The 21732-nt window shown below is 63.3% G+C and carries 19 protein-coding genes and 1 pseudogene; 6 read left to right on the top strand and 14 right to left on the bottom strand.

Annotation, left to right across the window (positions count from 1 at the left end; translation table 11 throughout):
* The first annotated feature begins 169 nt into the window (after positions 1–169).
* Positions 170–1111: a M10 family metallopeptidase C-terminal domain-containing protein gene (locus EU800_RS22515; RefSeq protein WP_129635760.1), complete on the top strand. Its 942-nt coding sequence runs from the start codon at positions 170–172 to the stop codon at positions 1109–1111.
* Positions 1112–1360: 249 nt separating this feature from the next.
* On the opposite strand, the gene EU800_RS22520 is transcribed toward EU800_RS22515, so the two are convergent.
* The 11 genes and pseudogenes from EU800_RS22520 to EU800_RS22570 form a co-directional block, all read right to left on the bottom strand.
* Positions 1361–4429, bottom strand: coding sequence for a molybdopterin dinucleotide binding domain-containing protein (locus tag EU800_RS22520; RefSeq protein ID WP_129635761.1), 3069 nt, complete (start codon positions 4427–4429; stop codon positions 1361–1363).
* Between the two features lie 12 nt (positions 4430–4441).
* On the bottom strand, positions 4442–5557 hold the full coding sequence (gene nrfD / locus EU800_RS22525; RefSeq protein ID WP_129635762.1) for an NrfD/PsrC family molybdoenzyme membrane anchor subunit: 1116 nt from the start codon (positions 5555–5557) through the stop codon (positions 4442–4444).
* Positions 5557–6300: a sulfate reduction electron transfer complex DsrMKJOP subunit DsrO gene (gene dsrO / locus EU800_RS22530; protein ID WP_129635763.1), complete on the bottom strand. Its 744-nt coding sequence runs from the start codon at positions 6298–6300 to the stop codon at positions 5557–5559. The genes nrfD and dsrO overlap by 1 nt, the downstream gene beginning before the upstream one ends.
* 94 nt (positions 6301–6394) lie before the next feature.
* Positions 6395–7027 carry a response regulator transcription factor gene (locus tag EU800_RS22535; RefSeq protein ID WP_129635764.1) on the bottom strand — a complete coding sequence of 211 codons (633 nt, stop codon included), beginning with the start codon at positions 7025–7027 and terminating at the stop codon, positions 6395–6397.
* On the bottom strand, positions 7024–8772 hold the full coding sequence (locus tag EU800_RS22540) for a PhnD/SsuA/transferrin family substrate-binding protein (RefSeq protein WP_165354800.1): 1749 nt from the start codon (positions 8770–8772) through the stop codon (positions 7024–7026). The genes EU800_RS22535 and EU800_RS22540 overlap by 4 nt, the downstream gene beginning before the upstream one ends.
* A gap of 337 nt (positions 8773–9109) precedes the next feature.
* Positions 9110–9823, bottom strand: a complete 714-nt coding sequence (locus EU800_RS22545; protein ID WP_129635766.1) for a D-lyxose/D-mannose family sugar isomerase — start codon at positions 9821–9823, stop codon at positions 9110–9112.
* A 37-nt stretch (positions 9824–9860) separates the two neighbouring features.
* On the bottom strand, positions 9861–10646 hold the full coding sequence (locus EU800_RS22550; protein WP_129635767.1) for an SDR family NAD(P)-dependent oxidoreductase: 786 nt from the start codon (positions 10644–10646) through the stop codon (positions 9861–9863).
* Between the two features lie 26 nt (positions 10647–10672).
* Positions 10673–11335: a FadR/GntR family transcriptional regulator gene (locus EU800_RS22555; RefSeq protein WP_207209970.1), complete on the bottom strand. Its 663-nt coding sequence runs from the start codon at positions 11333–11335 to the stop codon at positions 10673–10675.
* Positions 11336–11753: 418 nt separating this feature from the next.
* Entirely contained in the window at positions 11754–12185 is a 432-nt protein-coding gene (locus tag EU800_RS22560) for a MarR family winged helix-turn-helix transcriptional regulator (protein ID WP_129635769.1), read from the bottom strand.
* 112 nt (positions 12186–12297) lie between these two features.
* Positions 12298–12564, bottom strand: a pseudogene (locus tag EU800_RS22565) (transposase); the annotation flags it as partial.
* Positions 12565–12787: 223 nt separating this feature from the next.
* Positions 12788–13810: an IS110 family transposase gene (locus tag EU800_RS22570; RefSeq protein ID WP_129635770.1), complete on the bottom strand. Its 1023-nt coding sequence runs from the start codon at positions 13808–13810 to the stop codon at positions 12788–12790.
* A 606-nt stretch (positions 13811–14416) separates the two neighbouring features.
* Here EU800_RS22570 and EU800_RS22575 point away from each other — a divergent pair.
* The 4 genes from EU800_RS22575 to EU800_RS22590 are packed head-to-tail and all read left to right on the top strand — an operon-like array spanning position 14417 to position 17131.
* Positions 14417–14659 carry a hypothetical protein gene (locus EU800_RS22575; protein ID WP_129635771.1) on the top strand — a complete coding sequence of 81 codons (243 nt, stop codon included), beginning with the start codon at positions 14417–14419 and terminating at the stop codon, positions 14657–14659.
* Positions 14656–15192 (top strand): MaoC family dehydratase, encoded by a 537-nt coding sequence (locus tag EU800_RS22580; RefSeq protein WP_129635772.1) that lies wholly within the window; start codon positions 14656–14658, stop codon positions 15190–15192. The genes EU800_RS22575 and EU800_RS22580 overlap by 4 nt, the downstream gene beginning before the upstream one ends.
* The gene (locus EU800_RS22585) at positions 15192–16394 is read left to right on the top strand and encodes a CaiB/BaiF CoA-transferase family protein (RefSeq protein ID WP_129635773.1); all 1203 of its coding nucleotides are present in this window, start codon (positions 15192–15194) and stop codon (positions 16392–16394) included. Before EU800_RS22580 ends, EU800_RS22585 begins: the two co-directional genes overlap by 1 nt.
* On the top strand, positions 16394–17131 hold the full coding sequence (locus EU800_RS22590) for a GntR family transcriptional regulator (protein WP_129635774.1): 738 nt from the start codon (positions 16394–16396) through the stop codon (positions 17129–17131). The genes EU800_RS22585 and EU800_RS22590 overlap by 1 nt, the downstream gene beginning before the upstream one ends.
* On the opposite strand, the gene EU800_RS22595 is transcribed toward EU800_RS22590, so the two are convergent.
* From EU800_RS22595 to EU800_RS22605, 3 genes are all read right to left on the bottom strand, one after another.
* Positions 17128–18039 (bottom strand): ABC transporter permease, encoded by a 912-nt coding sequence (locus EU800_RS22595; protein ID WP_129635775.1) that lies wholly within the window; start codon positions 18037–18039, stop codon positions 17128–17130. The two genes, EU800_RS22590 and EU800_RS22595, sit on opposite strands and share 4 nt — an antisense overlap.
* Entirely contained in the window at positions 18029–18976 is a 948-nt protein-coding gene (locus EU800_RS22600; protein ID WP_129635776.1) for an ABC transporter permease, read from the bottom strand. Before EU800_RS22600 ends, EU800_RS22595 begins: the two co-directional genes overlap by 11 nt.
* A 134-nt stretch (positions 18977–19110) precedes the next feature.
* A complete protein-coding gene (locus EU800_RS22605) occupies positions 19111–20682 on the bottom strand; it encodes an ABC transporter substrate-binding protein (RefSeq protein ID WP_242500708.1) in 1572 nt (523 codons plus the stop codon).
* 153 nt (positions 20683–20835) lie between these two features.
* On the opposite strand from EU800_RS22605, the gene EU800_RS22610 reads away from it, so the two are divergent.
* Entirely contained in the window at positions 20836–21567 is a 732-nt protein-coding gene (locus EU800_RS22610; RefSeq protein WP_129635777.1) for a GntR family transcriptional regulator, read from the top strand.
* Positions 21568–21732: the final 165 nt, after the last annotated feature.

Consider the following 21732-nt stretch of genomic DNA (forward strand, 5'->3'; position numbering starts at 1 on the left):
CTTGTCAGCGGCATCCTTCGATGTTCCGGGTGTCTGTTTCATCTTCGCTCCTTGGCGGCTTCGATGAACCAGAACCCTCCGTTGCTCAAACCCCTAAATCTCTCCGCGGGGTGCTGACGTCAGACAGGCAAACGAAGCGCATCACGGCATCGTATCGACCGAGCCGGTCATGGTGACCGCCAGCGAGAGTGTGCTGTTCGACCTCTCGGGCGTCACGATGGATGTCGAGCACGTGGAGGTCTCGCTGAGCCTCTCGGATTCGACGGTGGATGTCTTCCTCAGATCGGCCGCCGGTACCCTTGTGGAACTCTACGGATCAGGCGATGCGCCTGCCGGTGAACTGAGCTGGAGCTTCGGCGCAGAGAGCTTCCTCGGGGAGGCGGCGGACGGGATCTGGTCGCTCGAGTTCGTCAATGATGGCGGCGGGCCGATCACGGTCGGATCCTACACCATCGACTGGTTCGGCAGCGGCGACACGGCTGACGACGTCTATCACTACACCGACGAGATGTTCAAACCGATCCTCGATGGTGCCGGCGACACGCTCAGCGCGCCCGCGGAGGATTCCGCCCGGCTCGCGCTGGCAGATGGCGACGGTGGCGAGGACTGGTTCAATCTCGCCGCGATGACCGGCGAACTTGAGGTGAACCTGAACCTGGGCGCGAGTTCCACCTCCGACGGCCGCGTCTTCGCCACCATCACCGAGGGCACGATCGAAAATGCCACCGGCGGCGACCGGTCGGACCGGCTCATCGGAAACGAGGTTGGCAACGAACTTCATGGCATGCGCGGCGACGACGTGCTGGATGGCGGGCTTGGCGAAGACGTGCTGGCCGGCGGTTCGGGCAGTGATACCTTCATCTTCGAGCTCGGCAGCGGGCATGACGTCATCCTGGATTTCACCAATGACGGCGTCAGTCAGGATCGTGTCGCGCTGGTGGGATTCAACGCAAGCTTCGCGGAGCTCAGTTTCGCGACCGCGGTCGGGGAGGCCGGCGGGATGGACACCGTCCTGTCCTTTGCGTCCAGGGACAGCCTGACCTTCGCAGGCGTCGACCTGCCGTCGCTGACCGAGGCGGATTTCCTGTTCCTCGAAACCAGCATCGTCTGACGGCAAGGGAGGCCTTCCGGACCGCAGCGTCAGACGCGATCGAGGGCATGTCAGGGCGGTGTCATTTTGGAACGGCCCCGGTTTTGCCAATTGGCGTCAACTCGGCGCGGGGAAAGGCGCAGGCGCATTGTCCACTCGGAAGTCGGTTCGACCTCGTTTTTCGGAGCGCGCGAGTGCGTCGATCTGGATTCCAACGCTATTTAGCGGCAATGGCGGCCCTCCAAATGGGCCGCCCACCATTTCAGGGCTTCACGCAATCTTCTCGAGCCGGGCCGGGAGCGCCTGGCGAACGGAAGCCCCCGAGATCGGATCGACCCAGACGCCGGTCTTGTCCCGAGTCGGATCGAGCAGTCCCAGGTCGTTCTGAAGCGTCCCGGTCGCGAGCCGCGGATCCGCGGGCATTGGCTCGCCGTCGATGGTGATGTCGCGCGCGCCGAAAGCGCGGTGGCCGTAGCCGTGCTCGATCGCCACCGTGTCCGGCGCTACGCCGTCGCGCACGATGGCGACGCTTTCGAGGCTGCCGCCAGGCGTCGTCAGCCGCACCATGTCGCCGGTCGAGATGCCGTGTGCTTCCGCCAGCGCCCGGCCGATATTCACCGGATTTGCGGCCACGATCCTGAGCAGCACCTCGGCGCCCACCGAATAGGAGTTCTGGAGCGGCGACTTGAAGCTGATCACCTTTACCGGCCAATCGGACCGGGGGTAGATCTCGGCCACTTTCGAGCCGTCCGCAAAACACGCCTCGCGCCACGCGGGCGTGCCCGGCGAACGCTGACCGGTCATGGCGTTGCGTGCCGCGCCGACGCCCTCGTTATAGACCTGCATCGGCTTCGCCCATGTGTGGGCGCCGAGATCGCCGGAATAGCTCTTGTCCAGGTTCTCGTAGCGACCGCCCTTGGCAAAGACCGTCGCCGCCCGCCGCCATTCCTCCGGTTTCAGCACCGCTTCCAGATCGGGACGTATCCGGGTGACGCCACTGAATTCCATATCTACGTCGCTGGCCTCGGGCACTGGCGTGCCGATGGTGGCGACATTGACCGCGCCCCGCAGATACCAGTCCTCGGGCCGGTTCAGGGGGTGCAGCGTGCCGTCCGCATCCGGGATCGCCGCATCGCCGAAGCCCGGAAGGCCGATCCGTTTCGCCACCGCGATGAGGAACAGGTCTGAATCGATGGTCGCGCCGTCGGCGTCCTTCGAAACCTTGGGCTCCATCACCGGCCAGCGCGCGGTCGTCACCTTGCTCGGCACGCCGTTCCACGGTTTGGCGAAGCCCCAGCTTTCATACATCACCGTGTCGGGGACGATGTAGTCGGCCAGCGCCGAGCTCTCGTTGATGAACGGGTCGATGGCAATGATGAGCGGCAGCACCGCGGGGTCTTTTAGCCGCTCCACCAGGTGTCCGATCCCGGCGATGCCATAGACCGGGTTTGCGTTGCGCAGGATCAGCGCCTCGATGCCGTAGGGATAGCCGTTGACCATCGAGGAGAACCATTCGGTTCCGAGGCCCGGGGCGTTGGGATACCATGGGCCGTCCGCCGGCCAGGCCTTGCCCGCGGCCTTCTTTGCCTTGAACTCGCTGGTTTTCTCATAGGGCACGTTGCGGCCAAGCGGCAATCCGGATGGCTTGACCGCGCCGGGGAACGTGGCGAGGTCGTAGGCCGGGCCCTTGTTGTCGGGGAACCAGCCGCCCAGAACCAGCGTGCCGCCCTTCCAGTTCAGGTTGCCGATCAGGGTGTTGAGCATCATAAGTGCGTAGGCGTTGTAGAAGCCCGAGCCGCTCATCATGCCGCCGTGGCTGCTGACCGCCGCCCGGCGGCCGTGGCTGGTGAACCTGTCGGCGAGGTCGGCGATGGTTTCGGCCGGGATGCCGCAGGCTGCGGAATACTCCTCCAGATTCTTTGACATCGCCTCGTCCCGAAGGAGCGTCAGCGAAGTGCGGACCGCGACCGGGCCGTCGGTCGTCTCGGCCACGCCATCGAAGAAGAGCGGCGCCGCGGAGGCGGCGGCCGGCACCGGGCCACTGTCCGAGGCAACCATGAACGGATCGGCGTCCGAATAGCGCTCGCCCGAGATCTCCTGCCCGAGGTCCGAGGCGCGCAGGAAGCGCCCGGCGCGCGGATGGGTCTCGTCGACGATCACCAGGTGCGTCGCGTTGGTCCAGTTAGCCTCGCCCGCGGCTTCGGCGGCTTCCTTCCCGGGCTGGGCGAGATACGCCGCGTTGATGCGGCCGTTCTCAAACATCCAGCGCATCATGCCCATCGCAAGGGCGCCATCCGTGCCCGGCGTGATCGGCACCCAGCGGGAGCGGGCGCCCGAGGGTCCGCTGTCGGAATTGTTGAGGACCGGATCGACGACCACGTAGTCCAGCTTGCCGTCGCTGCGCGCTTCGGCCACCAGCGCCCCGATCCGCTTGAACGGGTTGCCGGCATTGCCGGGCGCCGTGCCGACGAAGAGGATGAACTCGGCATTGCCGAAATCCGGCTTGGCATGCGGCATGCCCTTCACGTCATCGAACATCGCGCCCGATCCCGAGCGGTAGGAGCCGCCGCAATAGGAGCCATGGCGGGCGTAGTTCTGCGAGCCGAATGCCTGTTTCAGGAAGCGGATATTGATCTCGTCGCGCCCGTCATTAACCGAGCTGAGCATCGCCAGCCCGTTGGCGCGCGGGCCGAATTCCGGCGCGTCGGGGTTGATCGGCGTCTCGAGATCACGGATATCCCGGAGGCCAGCGACCGGGCCCTCGCCGAAGAGATCGCCGCCTTCGACCACCTCTTCGACCAGCTGCTCGAAGCTGATCGTCTGCCATTCGCCGGAGCCCCGCGGCCCGACCCGCTTGAGCGGTTTCAGCACCCGGCGGGGGTTGTCGATCTGTTGCAGAACCGCGTTGCCGCGGCCGCAGGCCGTCGAGCGGTGGCGCTGCCCGTCGCCTTCGCCGGCCTGGGCGATGGCGCGGAAGCTCTCTTGCACCGGTGTCCCGTAGGGCAGGAAATCGGTGGTCGAGAGCGGATTGTAGGGGTTGCCGGCAACCCGCACCACCTTGCCCTTTTCCTTGTCGATCCGCACCCGCACGCCGCACATCGTCGTGCAGCCGATGCACATCGTGTAGCTGACCTGCTGGTTCGGGTTCAGTTCCACGTCGCCGTCAGGAGTGACGGTGAATTCGGGGGCGGCCGAGTTGCCGGTGATGTTGTTGAGCGGCCTTTCGCCGGACCAGTGGCCCTTGGCGACTTTCTCGAGCGTTCCGGCATAGCCGACGCCGAAGGTGCCGAGCGCGCCGGTTGCGACAGCGCCCTTGAGGATGTTGCGGCGGGTGGACATCGGATGATCTCCTCAGTGTTGGTTTGCGGGGCGGGCGGGGGCGGCGGGCTTGCCGCCTGCCGGGATGCCGGCCTCCAACCAGGGGATGAAGGTGGTGTAGGCGATGACCAGGAAGAGCCAGAGCCCGAAGGTGCCGATCACGCCCATGAGCCCCTCGATGCCGGTGGGCAGCATCGCGTCATAGAGGCCGGAGCCGACTTTCGGCACCGCCTGTCCGCCCATGAAGACGGTCCAGCGGAACATCCAGGCGGCATGAATCGCCAGCAGCCCGGTGGCCCAGCCGCTGCGGGCGGGCGCGAGGGTTGCGATCAGGAAGGTCACAGCGACCGTCAACGCACCCCAGGTTGCCATCGTGTGCCAGACGGGGAAACCAGCGACCGAGGCGAGCGCCTCGCTGTGGCGCGGGCTTATGCCGGAGACGGCGACCACGAACCATGCGGCACCGAGCGCGCCCACGACCGCGAGCCAGAGCGCGAGCCGGCGGTTGAGTTCGGCTTCCAGCCCGGCACTGCGCGTCAGCACCCGTTCGAGCACCAGCATCACGCCGAGCGCGCCGACGAAGCCGGTAGCGAGGAACTGCCACGGCAGGAAGGGCGTGTTCCAGAGCGGCCGCGAGCGGACGACATAGACCTCGGCCCCGGTATAGGTGAGCACGAGAATGGCAGCGATGGTTGCGGCGATCCCGAGCGGACGCGCGAACCCGTTCGCCGACCCGCCGAGGCTCAGCCAGCGGAAGAGCTTCGCGAAACGCCAGTCTTCATTCCCCCAGGCGTGGAAGGCAGGGCGATGCACCGCCCAGGCGAAGGCCACGAGCAGCCCGACATAGGCCGGCACGAACCAGGCGCCCCAGGCCATCCAGGAGCTGGCGTTGGTATAGGCGAAGAATTCCCAGAACCGCCCCGGCTGGTGCAGATCCGCCAGGAGCGCGATCGGGGCGGTGATCCCGGTGGTGACGGCCGTCATCAATGCCAGCCGCGCCCGCGGCAGCGCCGTTTCCCGGCCCATCACGAAACCTGGCAGAGCAAGGAGCAACGCCGTCGTCGAGATCGCGATCAGGAAGAAATATTGCACCGCCCAGGGCAGCCAGGCCGCATGGTGGACGGCGCCAACGAGTTCGGTAATCTCCATCACACGCCCTCCGCGTGAGCCACGGACTCGGCCGTGTGCGCCGGGCGATAGGCGGCCTCGCCAGCCACCCGGCCGGACAGCACGTCTTCGAGCCCGATATAGTAGACATTGGGGTTGGTCTGCATCTCGGGCCGCAGCACCGAGACCTCGTTTTCGGCCAGCAGTTTTGACACCGCGCTTTCGGGATCGTTCAGGTCGCCGAAATTGCGGGCGCCGCCGACACAGGTTTCCACGCAGGCGGGCAGCAGCCCGGCCTGGGTCCGGTGGAAGCAGAAGGTGCATTTGTCGGCCGTCTGCGTCTCGTGGTTGATGAACCGCGCGTCATAGGGACAAGCCTGAACGCAATAGGCACAGCCGACGCAGCGGCTGGCATCAACCAGGACCTCGCCGCTCTCGGCCTTGAAGGTGGCCTCGACCGGGCAGACCGGAACGCAGGGCGGGTTTTCGCAATGGTTGCAGAGGCGGGGCAGCATGACCATGGCGGGGTCTTGTCCGTCCTTCACCAGTTCGTAGACGGAGACATGCGTGCGGAAAGCGTCTTCCGGAACGTCGTTCTCCATGATGCAGGCGACGGTGCAGGCCTGACAGCCGATGCATTTGCGCAGATCGACCACCATTCCCCATTTCGGAATATGGTCGGCCTTGGCGGCGTTTGCGGCCCCGGCACCGCCGGCAACACTCGCCGCCGCGCCGATGCTCACGCGCCCGACCGCGCCAAGAAAGCCGCGGCGATTCATGTTCATGGGCTGATCCTTTCTCTTGCGATCAGCCCAATGCTACGTGGATGTCCCCGACGCGGAAATTCGGAGGAAACCCGCGGTGTCTAGGGATAAACCCCTAGGTTTCGCCCCATCCGGCCGCGACAAGCAGGCGCACGAGCTCTGCCGCGCTGGAAGCATTCAGCTTGTCCATGGCGTTGTGGCGGTGAATCTCGACCGTCTTCTGGCTGATGCCGAGATCTGCCGCGATCACCTTGTTCTGCTTGCCGGCAAGGACGCCGCGCGCCACCTCCGCCTCCCGCGCGCTCAGCCGCTCCACCCGCGCCATCAGGTCCGATCGGTCCCTGGCCGCCGCGGCCCGGTCGCGGCTCAATCGCAGCGCCTCGTTGATCCGCTCCACCAGAGCCATGCCGTTCACCGGCTTTTCGAAGAAATCCATCGCGCCGGCGCGCATCGCCCGGACGGCCATCGGCACGTCGCCATGGCCGGTGATCATGATCACCGGCAGCGGGCAGTCGCGCCGGCCAAGCTCGTCGAGCAGTTCCAGCCCGGTCATCCCCGGCATCCGCACATCGGCAAGGATGCAGCCAACCAGCGTGTCGCCGATCCGTTCCAGGAGATTGGCCGCGGAAGCGTGCGACGCGACCGTCAGACCGAGCGAGGAGAGCAGGAAGTCCAGCCCCTCCCGCGCCGCCCGGTCGTCGTCGACGATGTGGATCACGGCGTCCCCGCCGTCCTCCGCCTGTGTCATCCGTCTCCTCCTGTCGGCAGCCAGAGTGTCACCCGCAGTCCCGGACCGTCCTCGGGGCGCACCGCGCGCAATGTGCCGTCATGGGCTTCGACAATGGACCGGCTGAGCGCAAGCCCCAGCCCGATCCCCTCGGCCTTCGTGGTGTAGAACGGTTCGGCGAAACGGTCCATCGCGTCCGCGGCCATGCCTGCGCCGCGGTCGCGCACCGAGAGGGCGAGCCCGTCGCCGCGCGCCGGGTCGGGCGCCCGCGTCGTCCGGATGACCAGCCGCCTGTCGTCGGGCGGCGTCGCAGCCATGGCATCGACCGCGTTCTGGACCAGATTCAGCACCACCTGCTGAAGCTGCACCCGGTCTGCCACCACTGGCGGCAGGTCAGGCGCGAGCAGCATCTCCACACGGACCCCGGCCCGATGCGTCGTCGCCTCGAAGAGCGCGGCGCATTCCCGCACAAGTTCGCCGAGGTCGAGCGGCGCCATCTGCGTCTCGCGCTTGCGGACAAAGGCGCGGATCCGCTTGATCACCAGCGCCGCCCGGTCGGCCTGGGACGCGATCTCTCCTGCTGCCTGCTCCATGGCCGCCGCGTCCATGCGCCCGGCGCGGAGCCGCATCATGCAGCCCTGCGCATAGTTGGAAATCGCGCTGAGCGGCTGGTTCAGCTCATGCGCGATGGAGGAGGCCATCTCGCCCAGGATCGATAGCCGTGCGACATGTTCCAGTTCGCGGCGGTGCCGGCGATCCGCCTCCTCCGCCCTGTGCCGCTCGGAAATCTCGTGCTTCAGCCCCGCATTTGCCGCGTTCAGCGCCCGGGTCCGGCGGCGCACCAGCGTCTCAGCGCGCACCGAGTGAATGGCCCAGAAGAAGAGCGCCGCGGCGATGCCGATCAGCCAGTCCCGGTAATCGGCGACGAATTCGGCAAGACTGACCGGCCCGGTGCGCGCATAGGGCCCGATCCGGAGTTCGCGCAGCAGGTCATGCACCGGTTGGTAGTCCACCGGCACCGTCCAGAGATTGCCCTCTTGCATCTGAAGCAGCGCGACGGCCACCTGCTTGGCCAGTTCCTGCGATGTCAGGGGCATCTTGGCGATCGGCCAGCCGGGATAGACGCGGCTCGACACGGCGCAGCCGCTCACCGGGTCGGTTTCGGCAAGAACGGCGTTGAGCGCACCGTAGGTCTGCGCATGGGAGCGCTGCAACTCTTCCAGCAGGCAGGCGCGAAGCACGGCGGCATCGGCCCGACCCTCCAGCACCGCATCGGCCGCGCTCGGCATCGGGTAGCCCGTCACCACCCAGTCGACACGTTCGGGCAGGGTCTTGCCGGCAGCGGCAAGTTCGCGCCAGATCACCTGGAATCCACCGAACGCCTCCGTCGCCACCACCGCCACCCGCTTGCCCGCCAGATCGCCGAGATCCTGAAACGCCTCGGTGCTTACCAGCGTCGAGGCGATCGGAAGGTCCTCCTCGGCAGTGGCGATCCGGCTGACGTGGTAACGGTATTCCAACTCGGCGTAGTTCCCGGGATTGGTGATGACGAAGTCCACCTCTCCCCCCGCAACGGCGGCTTCCAGCCCGTGGATGTCGCGTGGAACGAGCTCGATCATGTGCTCCGGCAGGGCTATTTCCAGCGCGGACAGGGTCGGGCGCCAATCCGTCAGGGCGTGTTCGGACCCGGAGTAATCCAGTACGGCGATCCTGAGCGGGGGGCCCGCCTCTTCGGCGCAGGGAATGCCTGTCGTCAGTATCAGCATGAGCCCTGAAAGGGCCGTCGCGGGAAGCAGGCCGCGAGACACGCATCGATGGCTCAGCATGGTGATGTCGGACGGCCTCGGCATGCGACAGGGCAGGGGAGAGGTTGCGGTTCTGTGCGACGAAACGCGATCCTCCCGGGAACTTCAAGGCCGGTAAGGAAATCGTCCACAACACTGTGACGCATGCCGACCGGGCCTTTTCCAGAGATATCTCCGTTGATCCGGTTGCCCGATGCTTCGTTTGCCTTTCTGCCATTGTGGCGGGAGTCCGCCGCAGAGTGCCGGTCCTGCCGCGCGCCGACCGGTTGGCAAGGGACCCGTGCCGTCGATCGTTGCACTATTCTGCGGTGAGGATCGCTCGCGCGAAAGCAGCGTGCGTGTCGGTCACGAGCGGCCTATAGGGCAGCTCGTCTTCCTCGATATCGCTGAACCGGGCCAGCGGTTCGGCGAAGAAATTGTCTGCCTTGTCGTCGTTGACCGACGAGACCTCGCCAACAACGACATCTCCGCCTTCGCCCCAGAAGGCATGAAACGTGCCCGGGAAGAGCGTGATGCTTTCGCCCGGCTTCAATTCGATGGTCGTGCCTGGCGCGACGTCGCGCGCAACGCCGTCCAGATGTGCGACGATGGTCCGGGTCCGGCAGAGCTCTCCCTTGGCATCGGAGTCGAAGAGCTTGACGGCCAGCGTTGCGCCCTCGCGCAGAGACCCGCGATTGATGATGTCCTCGATCTTCTGCGCATGTCGGTGCATCGGCGTGAGCTGGTCCTGGCGCGCGATCATGATCTTCTCGGCATAGGGCCGGTTTCCGGCCCCGCCCGCGATCGCACCGTTGCGCACTGTGAAGAGCAGCAGACCCTTCCGGTCGAAGTCACCCTCGTTGAAATCGGTGACATCCCAGCCATGACCGGTTTCGATGAGCGTGCGGGCGGCATCGCCCATGGCCTCCCACTCGGCGAGGCTCCAGCCGGCGAACCCCGGAAGGACATAGCCCACGCGGGCAAAGTCCGCCTCGGCTCGCGCGATCGCCCTGTTGATCTGGGAACGTTTCATGTGCTTGCCTCCCGTTGGCCAGAAATATTTCGGGGCATCACCGTACGCCGATGCGCGCCGCCAGCGCGCCATCGATCCGGTGGTCGGAACCGCTGATGAACCTTGCCCTGTCCGAGGCGAGGAACGCGACAAGATCGGCCACTTCCTCCGGCTCACCGATCCGCCCTAGTGGATGCGCCGCGCCGAAGCGCTCGAACACGGCCTCGAGCTCTGCATCTTCCCCGTCGAAGCTTCGCGCGGCGAGTTCGAGGATCGGTGTCCGGATGGATCCGGGGCTGACCGAGACGACGCGGATCTGATCGCCAGCGAAATCGAGGGCGAGTGCACGGGTGATCGCGTGGATGGCCCCTTTGGAGGCGACATAGGCCGTGACACCTTCCTGACACGCCTGCCCCTGCACGCTTGCCAGGTTGACGATGACACCGCCGCCGCGGCGGCGCATATGTGGCACGGCGTGCTTTGCGGTCAGCAGGATCGAGCCGACATTGACCTGCATGCATTTGGTAAAGGTGTCGAAATCGGTGCTGATGGCATCGCCATAGGGATGTATCGCGGCGGCGTTCACGACAATATCCACGCCGCCATGCGCTTCCACGACCGCCGCCACGCCGGCAGCAACCTCTTCGGGCACCGACACGTCGACCTGCATCGCCGCGAGGTCGAGGGAGTCCGCCTTCGCTGTCGCGTTGAGAGCCGATATGCTGTCCGCGTCGATCCCGAAGCATGCGACGGCAGCCCCGTCGCGCGCGAGGCGCAAAGCACAACTCGCCCCGATCCCCGTGGTTCCGGTTACGATGGCGACCCGGTCGCGAAACTCCGACATCTTCGTTTCCTTTCTTCGGGCAGTTCTCAGTCCGGCGCCTCCTGCGGCAGGAAAACCAGGCCGGCGTCGAGATGGCGGTTCATATGATAGGCAAAATCGATCGCGCTCCGCTCGCGCAGCGCCTGAACAATCGCGCCGTGCTGGGCTTCGGCCTCGCGCACCGCTGGTCTGCGCGACTTTCCGACCTCCATAAGGCGGCAGATTACAGGTTCGAGCATTCCATAGAGTTCCGACAGCGTGGTGTTCCGCGCGGCGTCGACCATCGCCTGGTGAAAGCGATAGTCCCAGCGGGACGCCTCGAAGAGATCGGTGGTTGAGATCATCCTCGCGTTGGCGTCTTCCATCCTGGCCAGGTCCTCGTCCGTCATGTTCTGCATAAGGTTGGGAAAGATGTTCATCTCGGTCAGACGACGATAGCCCTGAATGTCACGGAAGGACTCCAGCGAGATGTCCATCGCGACCGAAAGCAGTTTCGCGACGGCTGTTTGCTGCCCATTGGTGATAACGGCCCCGACCTTCTGCCGCGATTCCACGACGCCATAGGCTCTGAGTGTCCTTACGGCTTCGCGCACGGTGTTCCGACCCGCCCCGAACATCGCCGATAGCTCGGCTTCAGAGGGGAGCGTGTCGCCCACCCTGAGGGCTTTGTCCCGGATCAACCCCCGGATCTTCAGGACCACCTGGTCCACCGCAGAACCACTTTCCTCCACTGGATACCCTTTGTTCGAAAGGCCCGATGCTCGTTCTGGTTGTATCAGAACGTCCGGAGACCCACAAATAATTTGTAGGATAATATATGGAAACAGACTGCAATTTTATGAGAGTATGGCAGGAATTGCTGGAAATTATGGGATAAAATGTCTTCGACAGCCCGGCTTTTGGGGCTTGGAGAAGAGTGGGGCGGGGTGTCCGTTGTCTCCCGACGAGCGCTTCCTGCCTTCAAGCGCGATGGGCAAAAAACTTCGACGACCTGTGCACGTGTTCCGAGTTCGCCGCAGCTTGGCAATGGCCGTGATCCGAAAGCGGCCAATTGCTCGGGTTCTGCCCATCTCGATCGGACGGCGTTGGCAACAGCGAACCAATAAGGATCAGCAACGCCAGAGCACGTTAGGTGATCTCGTTGTGCGCTGCAGCTTTTCTGGCCAGTTCGAGGAACTGGCCTTGTTCCTGCTCGCACAACCCCGGCAGGATCTCAGATTGCAGGTCACGGACGACCGATATGGCTTTGCGATATACCTCGTTCCCGTCGTCTGTCAGGCTCACCTCCTTGGCGCGCCGGTCCCGCTTGCTGACCTGCCTGGAGATCCACCCCTTCTGTTCGAGACGGTCCATGACCCCGCCAATCGTCGCACGATCATAGGCAATCCGCGCTGCGACAGTGGCCTGATCAATTCCAGGCGCTTCGTGAATTGCGCTCATAGCCGCGAACTGCACCGGGGTCATGTCGAGGCCCGCGTCCCGTGTACGCACTTGGAAGACATGCGTCGAGTTTTGATGCAGGCGCCGGATCAAGTGCCCGGCCATTTCATAGAGTTCCATCCCGACAGCCCTCGTCCGCGTTCGGCCCGAAAACGCACCTGTTTCATCGCCCAATGGCGGCCCAAGGCAGCCATCTCGCGCAACATCAATATCTTAGCTCGATATATATGTATACATATCTTTTTTGGTTGACGGCCCGCAGCATCGCGTTGTCCAGCATCTGCTCGGCCAACAGCTTCTTCAGCTTCGCATTCTCGTCCTCGAGCGCCTTCAGCTTCCGGGCATCCGAAACCTCGAGCCCACCGAACTTCGCCTTCCATTTGTAAAACGTCGCCGAGCTGATCCCGTGCTCGCGGCACACATCCGCCGTCGCCACGCCGCTCTCCTGGCTCTTCAGGATCGCGATGATCTGTTCTTCGCTGAACCGTGATCTCTTCATTCCGTTCGCCTCCTCGTTTGGGACGGACCTGTTCGCGCGGTGCCATTGACCGCTGGCCTTGATGAAGTCCGCGTGCCAGGTCCCAATCAGAGCAGCGAGCTTTGAAGCCCAGACACCGCCTCGGGGTGTCCTGGCAGCGGTTCCGTTCGATCATCATCACTCACGTCTGCCCTTGCGTTCTTTCGCGGCGACGTCCCTGTCGCCACGCATGTTCTTCGTCCGTTCAACTGACAGGTAGGGCCGTGTAGGTCTCCCCCTTGGCAAGCAACGCCCATGCGGTGCGTGCGGTCTTGTTGGCGATTGCCACGGTTACGAGCCGCGTTGGCTTGCGTTCCAGCATGGCTCGAACCCAGGCCCCTGTTCGTGTGTGGTTGGTTTCGGCCCGGCGCGTCACCGACGTCGCGCCGACGACCAGCAGCCGGCGCAGATAGCCATTCCCCATCTTGGAGACCCTTCCCAGCCGCTCCTTTCCACCTGACGAGTGCTGTCGTGGCACCAGCCCGAGCCAGGCTGCAAACTGCCGGCCGGACTTGAAGACGGATGGATCGGGGACACTGGCGGCGAGCGCCGTGGCGGTAAGGATGCCCACGCCCGGAATCGTCTCGAGCCGCTGGCTTGCGGCGTTCTGCCGGTGCCAGGTCATCAACTGCCGTTCCATGTTGCGGATCGCTTCGGCGATGTGCTCGAGTTGCGCCCCCAATGCCAGAAGTGCGGAACGGGCGAGCGCCGGTAATCCGAAGCTATCCGGCCCGTTCAGCCGCCGCAGTAGTTCGGTTACTTTTCGAGCTCCCTGCGCCGCAATGATCCCGAGCTCCGCGAGCTGCGCCCGGATCGCATTGAGGATCATCGTCCGCTGCCGCATCAGCAGATCGCGCGATCGATGCAGGACCAGGACGCTCTGCTGCTCTTCGGTCTTGGCGGGCACGAAGCGCATGTTCGGCCGCGTCACGGCCTCGCAGATCGCCTCGGCATCCGCCGCATCATTCTTCTGCCGCTTCACGTAAGGCTTCACGTACGCGGGCGGGATCAGCCGGACCTCATGGCCAAGTGCCGCGATCTCCCGCGCCCAGAAGTGTGAGCTGGGGCAGGCTTCCATGCCGATCAGGCAGGGCTCGATCTTGTCGAGGAAATCGAGCACCGCGCCCCGCCGAAGCTTCTTCTGCAAGACGACAGCGTCACAGGCATCCACCCCGTGAAGCTGAAAGACAGACTTGGCCAAGTCGATCCCGAGTGTTGTAATTTCCATGTGGTCGGTTCCTTCCGTAGCTGGTTCCAAACAGCACCAGCTTGGCACATCGCGATGCCGTTCGGGTGGAGCCGTCCACACCATCAGAAGAACGTGGCTTTCGATGGGGCAGGGGGCTGAGTAGCGTGTTGGGATAACAAAAGAAAGCCCAGTCATTTGCCTCCGGACGAGCCGCGAGATCATCCGCCTGTCGGTGTTGTCGCGCCTCAGCCTTCCGCCTGCGCAGAGGAGTGCCTATACGCTTTGCAAGAGCGGGGTATTGATATCCGCGATGGAGCTGTCCGCTTCTGCCGGCAGCGTTACGGGCCAATGTTCGCTGCCGCGATCCGAAGGAGGTGCGCTGAACGGCTGCGTTCCAAACCGCATTGTCTATAGCCCTCGACGATGAGTGCGGAAAAAGCAGCGCTTTGGGCGAATACGAAGCTTGCAACTGCTCGCCATCACCCGCGCCGAGTAGCGCGGCTTCTTCGCGGCATAAGGGGCAGCTATCCTGTCCTTGGACAATCTGTTTCGCAAGAGTCTGCCAGCAGCCTCTGTTGTCTTGACAATAGTCAATGAGTTCGAAAATTTATACGGACAACCGAATGAATATTGTGGGACTTGCCAGTGCGACTTCGTAGCTTGCTCTCTCTTCCAGCGATCCGCCTTGAATGGTTGGGAAAGGCGCGCACCTCGGGCTCGGACATATTCGAGTCGGTTTTTGAGGACGGTATCGGGCCGGAAGACAGTCTCGCGGCGCGCCGGGCGCCGGATGATCTCACCAAGTTGGACAGGAAGGCGCATGAAAGTCGGATCGCCTCGATGGTCGTGCCGAAGGTCGAGGCGATGGAAAGGGACAACGAGACATGACACGGGATCTGAATGGCTTGCGTCAGGTCGACACCCAGAGGTTTCGCGAGGATCCGGGCCTGGACTTCGAGGATTTCGAGGTGGGCGACATCTACGAACACTGGCCGGGACGGACCATCACCGAGACCGACAACATCTGGTTCACGAACCTGACGATGAATACGCACCCTCTGCATTTCGACGTGAACTACGCCGCCCAGTCGGAATTCGGGAAGCCGCTCGTCAACTCGACGCTGACTCTGGCGATCGTCACCGGCATGACTGTCAGTTCCACGAGCCAGAAGGCGATCGCCAACCTCGGCTGGGAAGAGATCAAGCTCCCCAACCCGGTATTCGTGGGTGACACCTTGTACGCCGAGACGGAAGTTCTGGGGAAACGCGAGTCCAAGTCCCGTCCCGCAGCAGGAATTGTCCGGGTTCGGCATTCCGGCAAGAACCAGAACGGCGACTCCGTCATCCACATGGTGCGTTCCTTTCTTGCCGCCAAACGCGGCCACTCCCTGGTGGATGCAGTTCGCGACAGGATGGCGTGATGCAGCTTCCGCTGTCCGGTCTCAGGGTTCTCTCGGTCGAGCAATACGGTGCAGGTCCATTCGGGACCCAGCACCTTGCCGATCTGGGTGCCGAGGTCATCAAGATCGAGAACCATCGGACAGGAGGCGACTATGCGCGGCAGTTGGGGCCGTATTTCGCCGAGGGTGCCGAAGGTGACGACGGCAGCCTGTTCTTCCAGGCCCTCAACCGGAACAAGAAGAGCCTCTCGCTGGACCTCGCAAACCCCGAGGCGCGTTCCCTGTTCGAGCGCCTTGTATCGGGAGCAGATGCGGTTGCGAACAACCTGCGCGGCGATGTTCCCGAAAGGCTAGGCCTTACATACGACGCGCTCAGATCGGCGAACCCGGCAATCGTCTGCGCGCATTGTTCGGCCTACGGCCGCGAGGGTGAGCGCGCCGACTGGCCGGGCTACGACTTCCTGATGCAGGCCGAAGCCGGGTATTTCCACATGTCCGGCGAGCCGGACACCCCGCCGACGCGGATGGGTCTGTCGATCGTGGATTTCATGTCGGGTTCCTACATGGCTCTGGGCCTTGTCGCGGCGGTCATGTCTGCGCAGAAGACCGGCAAGGGCCGCGACGTGGACGTCAATCTCTATGACACCGCGCTCTACAACCTCAGTTACCTCAGCGCCTGGACCCTGAATTCCGACTACGATCCGCAAAGGATGCCCCGCTCGGGCCATGCATCGCTGGTTCCCTGCCAGCTTTTCCGCACCGGAGACGGATGGATCTTCGTGATGTGCAACAAGGAGAAATTCTGGCCGGTGCTTTGCGCAACGCTCGGGGCGCCCGACCTCGCGACAGACCCGCGCTTTGCGACATATTCCTCGCGCAGCCGGAACCGCGCTGAACTGGAGGGTATTCTTGATGCCGCGTTCTCCCGGGAAAGCACATCTGAATGGCTGAAGCGCCTGCAGGCGAAAGTGCCGGTGGCGCCCGTCCGCACGCCGCGCGAGGCTTTGACGGACCCGGCGCTCCGATCCTCGGGCGGTATCCGGCCGACCCGCACCGCATCCGGCGCAAGCTTTGATCTCCTGCGCGCACCCATCCGGACCGGCGGAGACGAAAGCCCGGACATGGCCTGTCCGCCCAGCGGTCACAATACGGATGAAATCCTGACGTCAGCCGGTTACTCAGAACAGGAGATACGGGATTTCCGAAACCGCGGACTGATCTGATGCCGAACACCCGGCCGAAATACAGCGTCATCGCGGACCAGTTGATGCGCGATATCCGCGACAACCGGCTGACCGTCGGATCGCTCCTTCCCACCGAAAACGATCTCATGCGTGCGTTCGGGGTGAGCCGTCACACCGTGAGGGCAGCGGTCCAGGACCTGAAGTCGCGCGGGATCGTCGCGACGCGCCAGGGCCAGGGAAGCAAGGTCATTTCCGCAACCGGCCAGGCGGCGTTCGCCGAGAGGATACAGTCGATAGATCAGCTCATCGCGTTCGGACAAGAAACGCGGAGAGAGTTGCTGTCGCGCGAAACCGTCGAGGCGGACGAGGAAACGGCAAGGCGGTTCGGGTGCGAACCGGGACGACGCCTTGCAAAGGTGCGGATGCTTCGGCGTTCGCTTGACGGCGACCGGAAGATCGCGCTGGTCACGCTGTGGATGAACACGTTGCTTGACGAAATTGTCACCGAACTTGCCCATGCGCAGAGATCCGCGGCCGAGATTATTCGGGAACGATTTGGCCTGGACACCAACGTCGTGGAACAAGCGATCAGCGCGGATCGCCTTGACGAAGACACCGCTGCCATTCTTGACGCCGAACCCGGTAGCCCGGCGCTGATCGTCACTCGGGCGTATTTCGAAAGCCGGGATGACGAGCCTTTCCTGCTTGCCCGCTCGATATACACGGCCGACGCGCTTCGCGTCGTCTCAACCTTCGTGGCGCCCGGTCGTGCCTAGCCGCGCTCAAGCGATGCGCGCTGGCGCGGGTCCAGAACATCGCGCAGGCCGTCGCCCATCAGGTTGAGACCCAGAACGCCGATCATGATGACCAGTCCGGGAAAGACTGCGATCCACCACGCCTCCTGGATATAGCTTCGTCCATCCGCGATGATATTGCCCAGCGAGGGCGCCGGCGGCGGTGGCCCGACGCCCAGGAAACTCAGGATCGCTTCGGCAATGATCGACACAGCGAAGACAAAGGTTAGCTGAACGATAAGAGGCGACAGCGCGTTGGCCAGAATATAGCGAAAGACGATCCGGCCATGGCCGGCGCCGATGGCGTGAGCGGCTTCGACGAACTGCATCTTTTTCACGACAAGGACGCTGGCGCGGACGATACGCGCCGTGCGCGGCGTGAACGTCACGGTCAGGGCGATCACGGCATTGATCTCGGAGGGCCCGAGCGCGGCAGCAAGCGCGATCGCGAGCAGGACACCGGGAAAGGCCATGAGGCCGTCCAGCCCACGCATGATCAGCCCGTCCAGCCAGTTGACGTAGCTGGCAAGCGTTCCCAGCAAGGTTCCCAGAATGCCGGTGAAAAGAACCGTCATCAGGCCGATCCGCAGCGAGACGCGCGTGCCGTAGACGATCCGGCTCAGAATGTCGCGGCCGAACCCGTCCGTACCGAGCCAGTGCTCGGCAGAGGGCGGGTAGAGAATGAAGCGATAATTGATGTCGGTGGGGCCGTAGGGGGCAAGGACTCCCGCAAAGATCGCGGTCAGCGTGAACAATGCCAGGATCACCGATCCGACCAGGAACGAACGGTGACCGTAAAGGCGTTTCACGAACTCGACCCGGCGACGTCGTCGTGCCGCTGCGGCCTGTTCGGTGATCGAGAGGTCGGCAATGTCCGCTTCAGCCTTCATCGCGTACCCTCGGATCGATCCAGACATAGATGATGTCCACGAGGATGTTGACGAAGACGAAGACGCAGGCGGTGATCAACAATCCACCCTGGATGATTGGGAAATCCCGCCTCTGGATCGCGCCTACGATCAGTCTTCCGACACCGGGCAAGGAATAGACCATCTCGATCACGACTGCCCCGGACAGCAGGACGCCCGTCAGAACGCCGACGACCGTGACGATGGGGATCATGGCATTTCGCAGGGCATGAACGAAGATCACCGTGCCAGAGGTCATGCCCTTGGCGCGGGCGGTGCGGATGTAGTCCTGGTTCAGCACGTCCAGCATTGCCGAGCGGGTCATGCGCGCGATGACCCCCATCTGGGTTACAGCAAGCGTGAAGGCGGGAAGGATCATGCTGCGAAGCCAGCCGGCGGGATCTTCGCTGAATGGAACGAAGCCGCCCGTCGGCAGCCAACCGAGCCAGACACCAAAAAAGATGATCAGAACGATTCCGAACCAGAAATCCGGGATCGACAGGCCGAGAAGCGCCGTCACCATCGCGCCCTGGTCGAAGATCGTGTTGTGGCGGATGGCGGCGAAAATCCCCAACAGGACGCCCATGACGGTCGCAAGGACCAGCGCAAGCCCGGCGAGCGACAAGGTCACCGGCAGTCGCTCCAGGACCGCATCCGCGACCGATCTGTTCAACAGGTAGGAATACCCCAGATCGCCCTTTGCCAGGGCGGCGTACCAGGCAAGCGCACGTTCCCATATCGGTCTGTCCAGCCCCAGCCGTTCCCGGATCGCTGCCAGGTCTTCCGGCGTGGCGTCGGTTCCGGCGATCTCGGCGGAGACATCTCCGGGCACAAGCCACATGATCATGAACGTGACCAGCGACACGATGATAAGCACCGGGATCGCCGAGAGTAATCTGCGGAAAATGAAGGCGGTCATTGCGTGGTGAGATCCGGGGTCCGGGTGTGAGTGCGCAACCTACCGTGACTACGCGTCCGGGCTTGGGGTCGTGCGCCGTATCGATAGCGTACAGAGGCGCCCGGCCGGGGCGCCTCTGCTTGATCGCGAGACCGTTACTCGATCCAGAGGTCGTTAACACGCGGGTAGCGATAGGGCTTGAAGCCCTTCACGTTCGACCGCGCCGCCTGCATCAGACCGGAGTCGCCGACTTTGACGACCGCGAACAGTTCATACATGCGTTGCTGGATCTTCTTGAACGTTTCCTGGCGCGCTTCGACCGTGGTTCCGGAGATCAGCTCCTGATACAGTGCATCGAGCTCAGGGTCAGGTTTGACGAAGTGCGGCCGGGCCGGCGACGTAAGTGTGGCGATCAAGCCGACCGGTCCCAGGAAGGGCTCGATGCCCATCTGCAGCGTCCAGCCGTTCCAGCCTTCGTCCTGCATCCTGATGTTCAGCGCCGTCGGCCAGTCAACCTGGTTGATGACCGCATTGATGCCGGCGGCTTTCAGGTTCTCGGCGATCACGACCGCGGATTTGCCGTGCTGCGGAATGTTGCTGTCCGTCAGGATGACAAACTCTTCGCCGTTATATCCAGCCTCTTCCAACAGCGCCTTGGCGCGGTCCACATCGGCCAGGTTGTAGTATTCGGCGCCGATGTCGCCCGGATCATAGGTCGAGCCCGGATACTGCCAGCGATGGTTGAGCTGGTAGAGTCCCTCGCTGGAGATCGCCATCACCTCTTCCATGTTGATCGCGACCTGCACCGCCTCGCGGAACTTCACGTTGTCCGTCGGCGGTACGTTCAGGTTCATGATGAACGTGGTGAATGCCCAGGGCATGTTCTCGTAAAGCGTGATGTCCTCGTTGGATTCGAGGCGCCTGGCAGCAGGCATCGGGATTTGCTCCAGGACATGGACTTCGCCCGCTTCAAGTGCAGCAACCTGCGCACCGGGTTCGGGGATGATGCGGAACGTGACTTTGTCCAGCCAAGCAGTCTTCTTTCCGCCGAAGCCGTCCATGCCTTCATAGCGTGTGTCGGCGGTATAATCGTCGAAGCGTTCGAGCGTCACATGGCTGTCCGGCACGTATTCCACGAACTTGTAGGGACCGGTGCCAACAAAGCTGTTCTTGCCGGCTTCGGTGTCGGCATCTTCTTCGGGGATGATCACAGCAGGCGCACGTGGCGACGAGAAGGCCTCGAGGAACGTGGGCGTCGCCGCTTCCATGTGGAATGTGACTTCATAATCGCCGGTGATCTCGATGTCCTTGACGGGAGAAAGCAGATTCGCCGTCGCTCCGACCTTCCGGTAACGTTCCAGCGATGCCTTGACATCGCGCGCGGTCATTTCCTTGCCGTTGTGGAACTTCACGCCCTGGCGAAGGGTGAACACGTACGTCAGCCCGTCGTCCGAAATCTCGACCCCTTCCGCCAAAATCGGAATCGGGTTCACATCTTCGCTGAACCCGTAGAGGGTTTCGTAGATGTTCATGTTGATGTTGCGTGAGGCTTGCGAAGAAGTCGACATGGCGTCGAGGCTTGGCGGGTTCGAACCCTGAACGAATACGAGCTCGCCCCCTTTCGTCTGGGCTTCGCTTGAGCCTGGCGCGATCGCGGCAGCGATTGCGACCATCCCAACTGTGAATAGCGTTCTCATGAGTGCTGAGATTCTGTGCAGTCCTGTCATGTCTGCGATCTCCCTATTGATTCTCCCGAACAAGGCTCGGGCTTGCCGCGGTCTTTCGTCGCCGCTATACCGTTCCAGCCTTCGCTTGGATCGTATAATCGTATACGATGTGTGGGTGAGCGGTTGTTGTCAAGAAAATTGAAGGACGCGGAAGTGAACATCGGGAAGCCATCTGCCGGAAAGCGCAGCGATCTGGCGCCGCTTAAGTCCAAGACCCTTGTCGATCAGGTGGTCGACGCCATCGTCGAAGCGACAGCCAAAGGTGTCTTCCTGCCGGGTGACAGGATCGTCGAGGCTGAAGTCGCGCGTTCCCTGAACGTGAGCCGCATCCCGGTGAGAGAGGCCCTGCGGTTACTCGAGAGCCAGGCGGTCGTCGTGAACGAGCGTTACCGCGGTATGCGGCTGATGAGCGTGGACATCGAGGGGCTGGAGAAGATCCTGAAGGTCCGCCTGGTTCTGGAGCAGTTTGCCGGTGCCGAGGCAATGGCTCGCATCGCGGAAGACCCCGATCTTATCATACCGCTTCAGGACATACTGAATGACATGCACGCGGCTGCCGAGAAGGACGACAGCTTCAGCGTTGCAAGGCTCGACACCGACTTCCACCGCTGCATGTGCCAGTTGTCCGGGAACGAGGCCCTGGTGCGCACATGGGAGCCGCTCTCGCGTCAGTTGACCATCATTTTCGGTCTCGCGACGCTGCGCAAGACATTGAAGGACATCGTGGCCGAGCACGACGATGTCGTCGCCGCGCTCAAGATCGGCGACAAGGCCGAGTTCGACCGCCTGATGCATATCCACATCCTGGAATACACCCGCGCTGTCGATTACGAGGATCTGGTCCGGCAGTTGCGCGACATCGAAGAGGGCCGCAGGGCAGGCTAGAGCGTTCCCAATCTATTCGGTTTCATAGCCTGCGGCTGTGAAGAAGTTGTAGCATTCTTCTTCAGTGAAGAGGTTGCAGACGTGTCCGACGACCTGCCAAAGCTGTTCGTAGGTTCGAGCGGCGGCTTTGCGGATCAGCGTTTTCAACTTTGAGAACGCCATTTC

Source organism: Tropicimonas sp. IMCC6043, from assembly GCF_004146235.1.
GTDB lineage: Bacteria > Pseudomonadota > Alphaproteobacteria > Rhodobacterales > Rhodobacteraceae > Tropicimonas.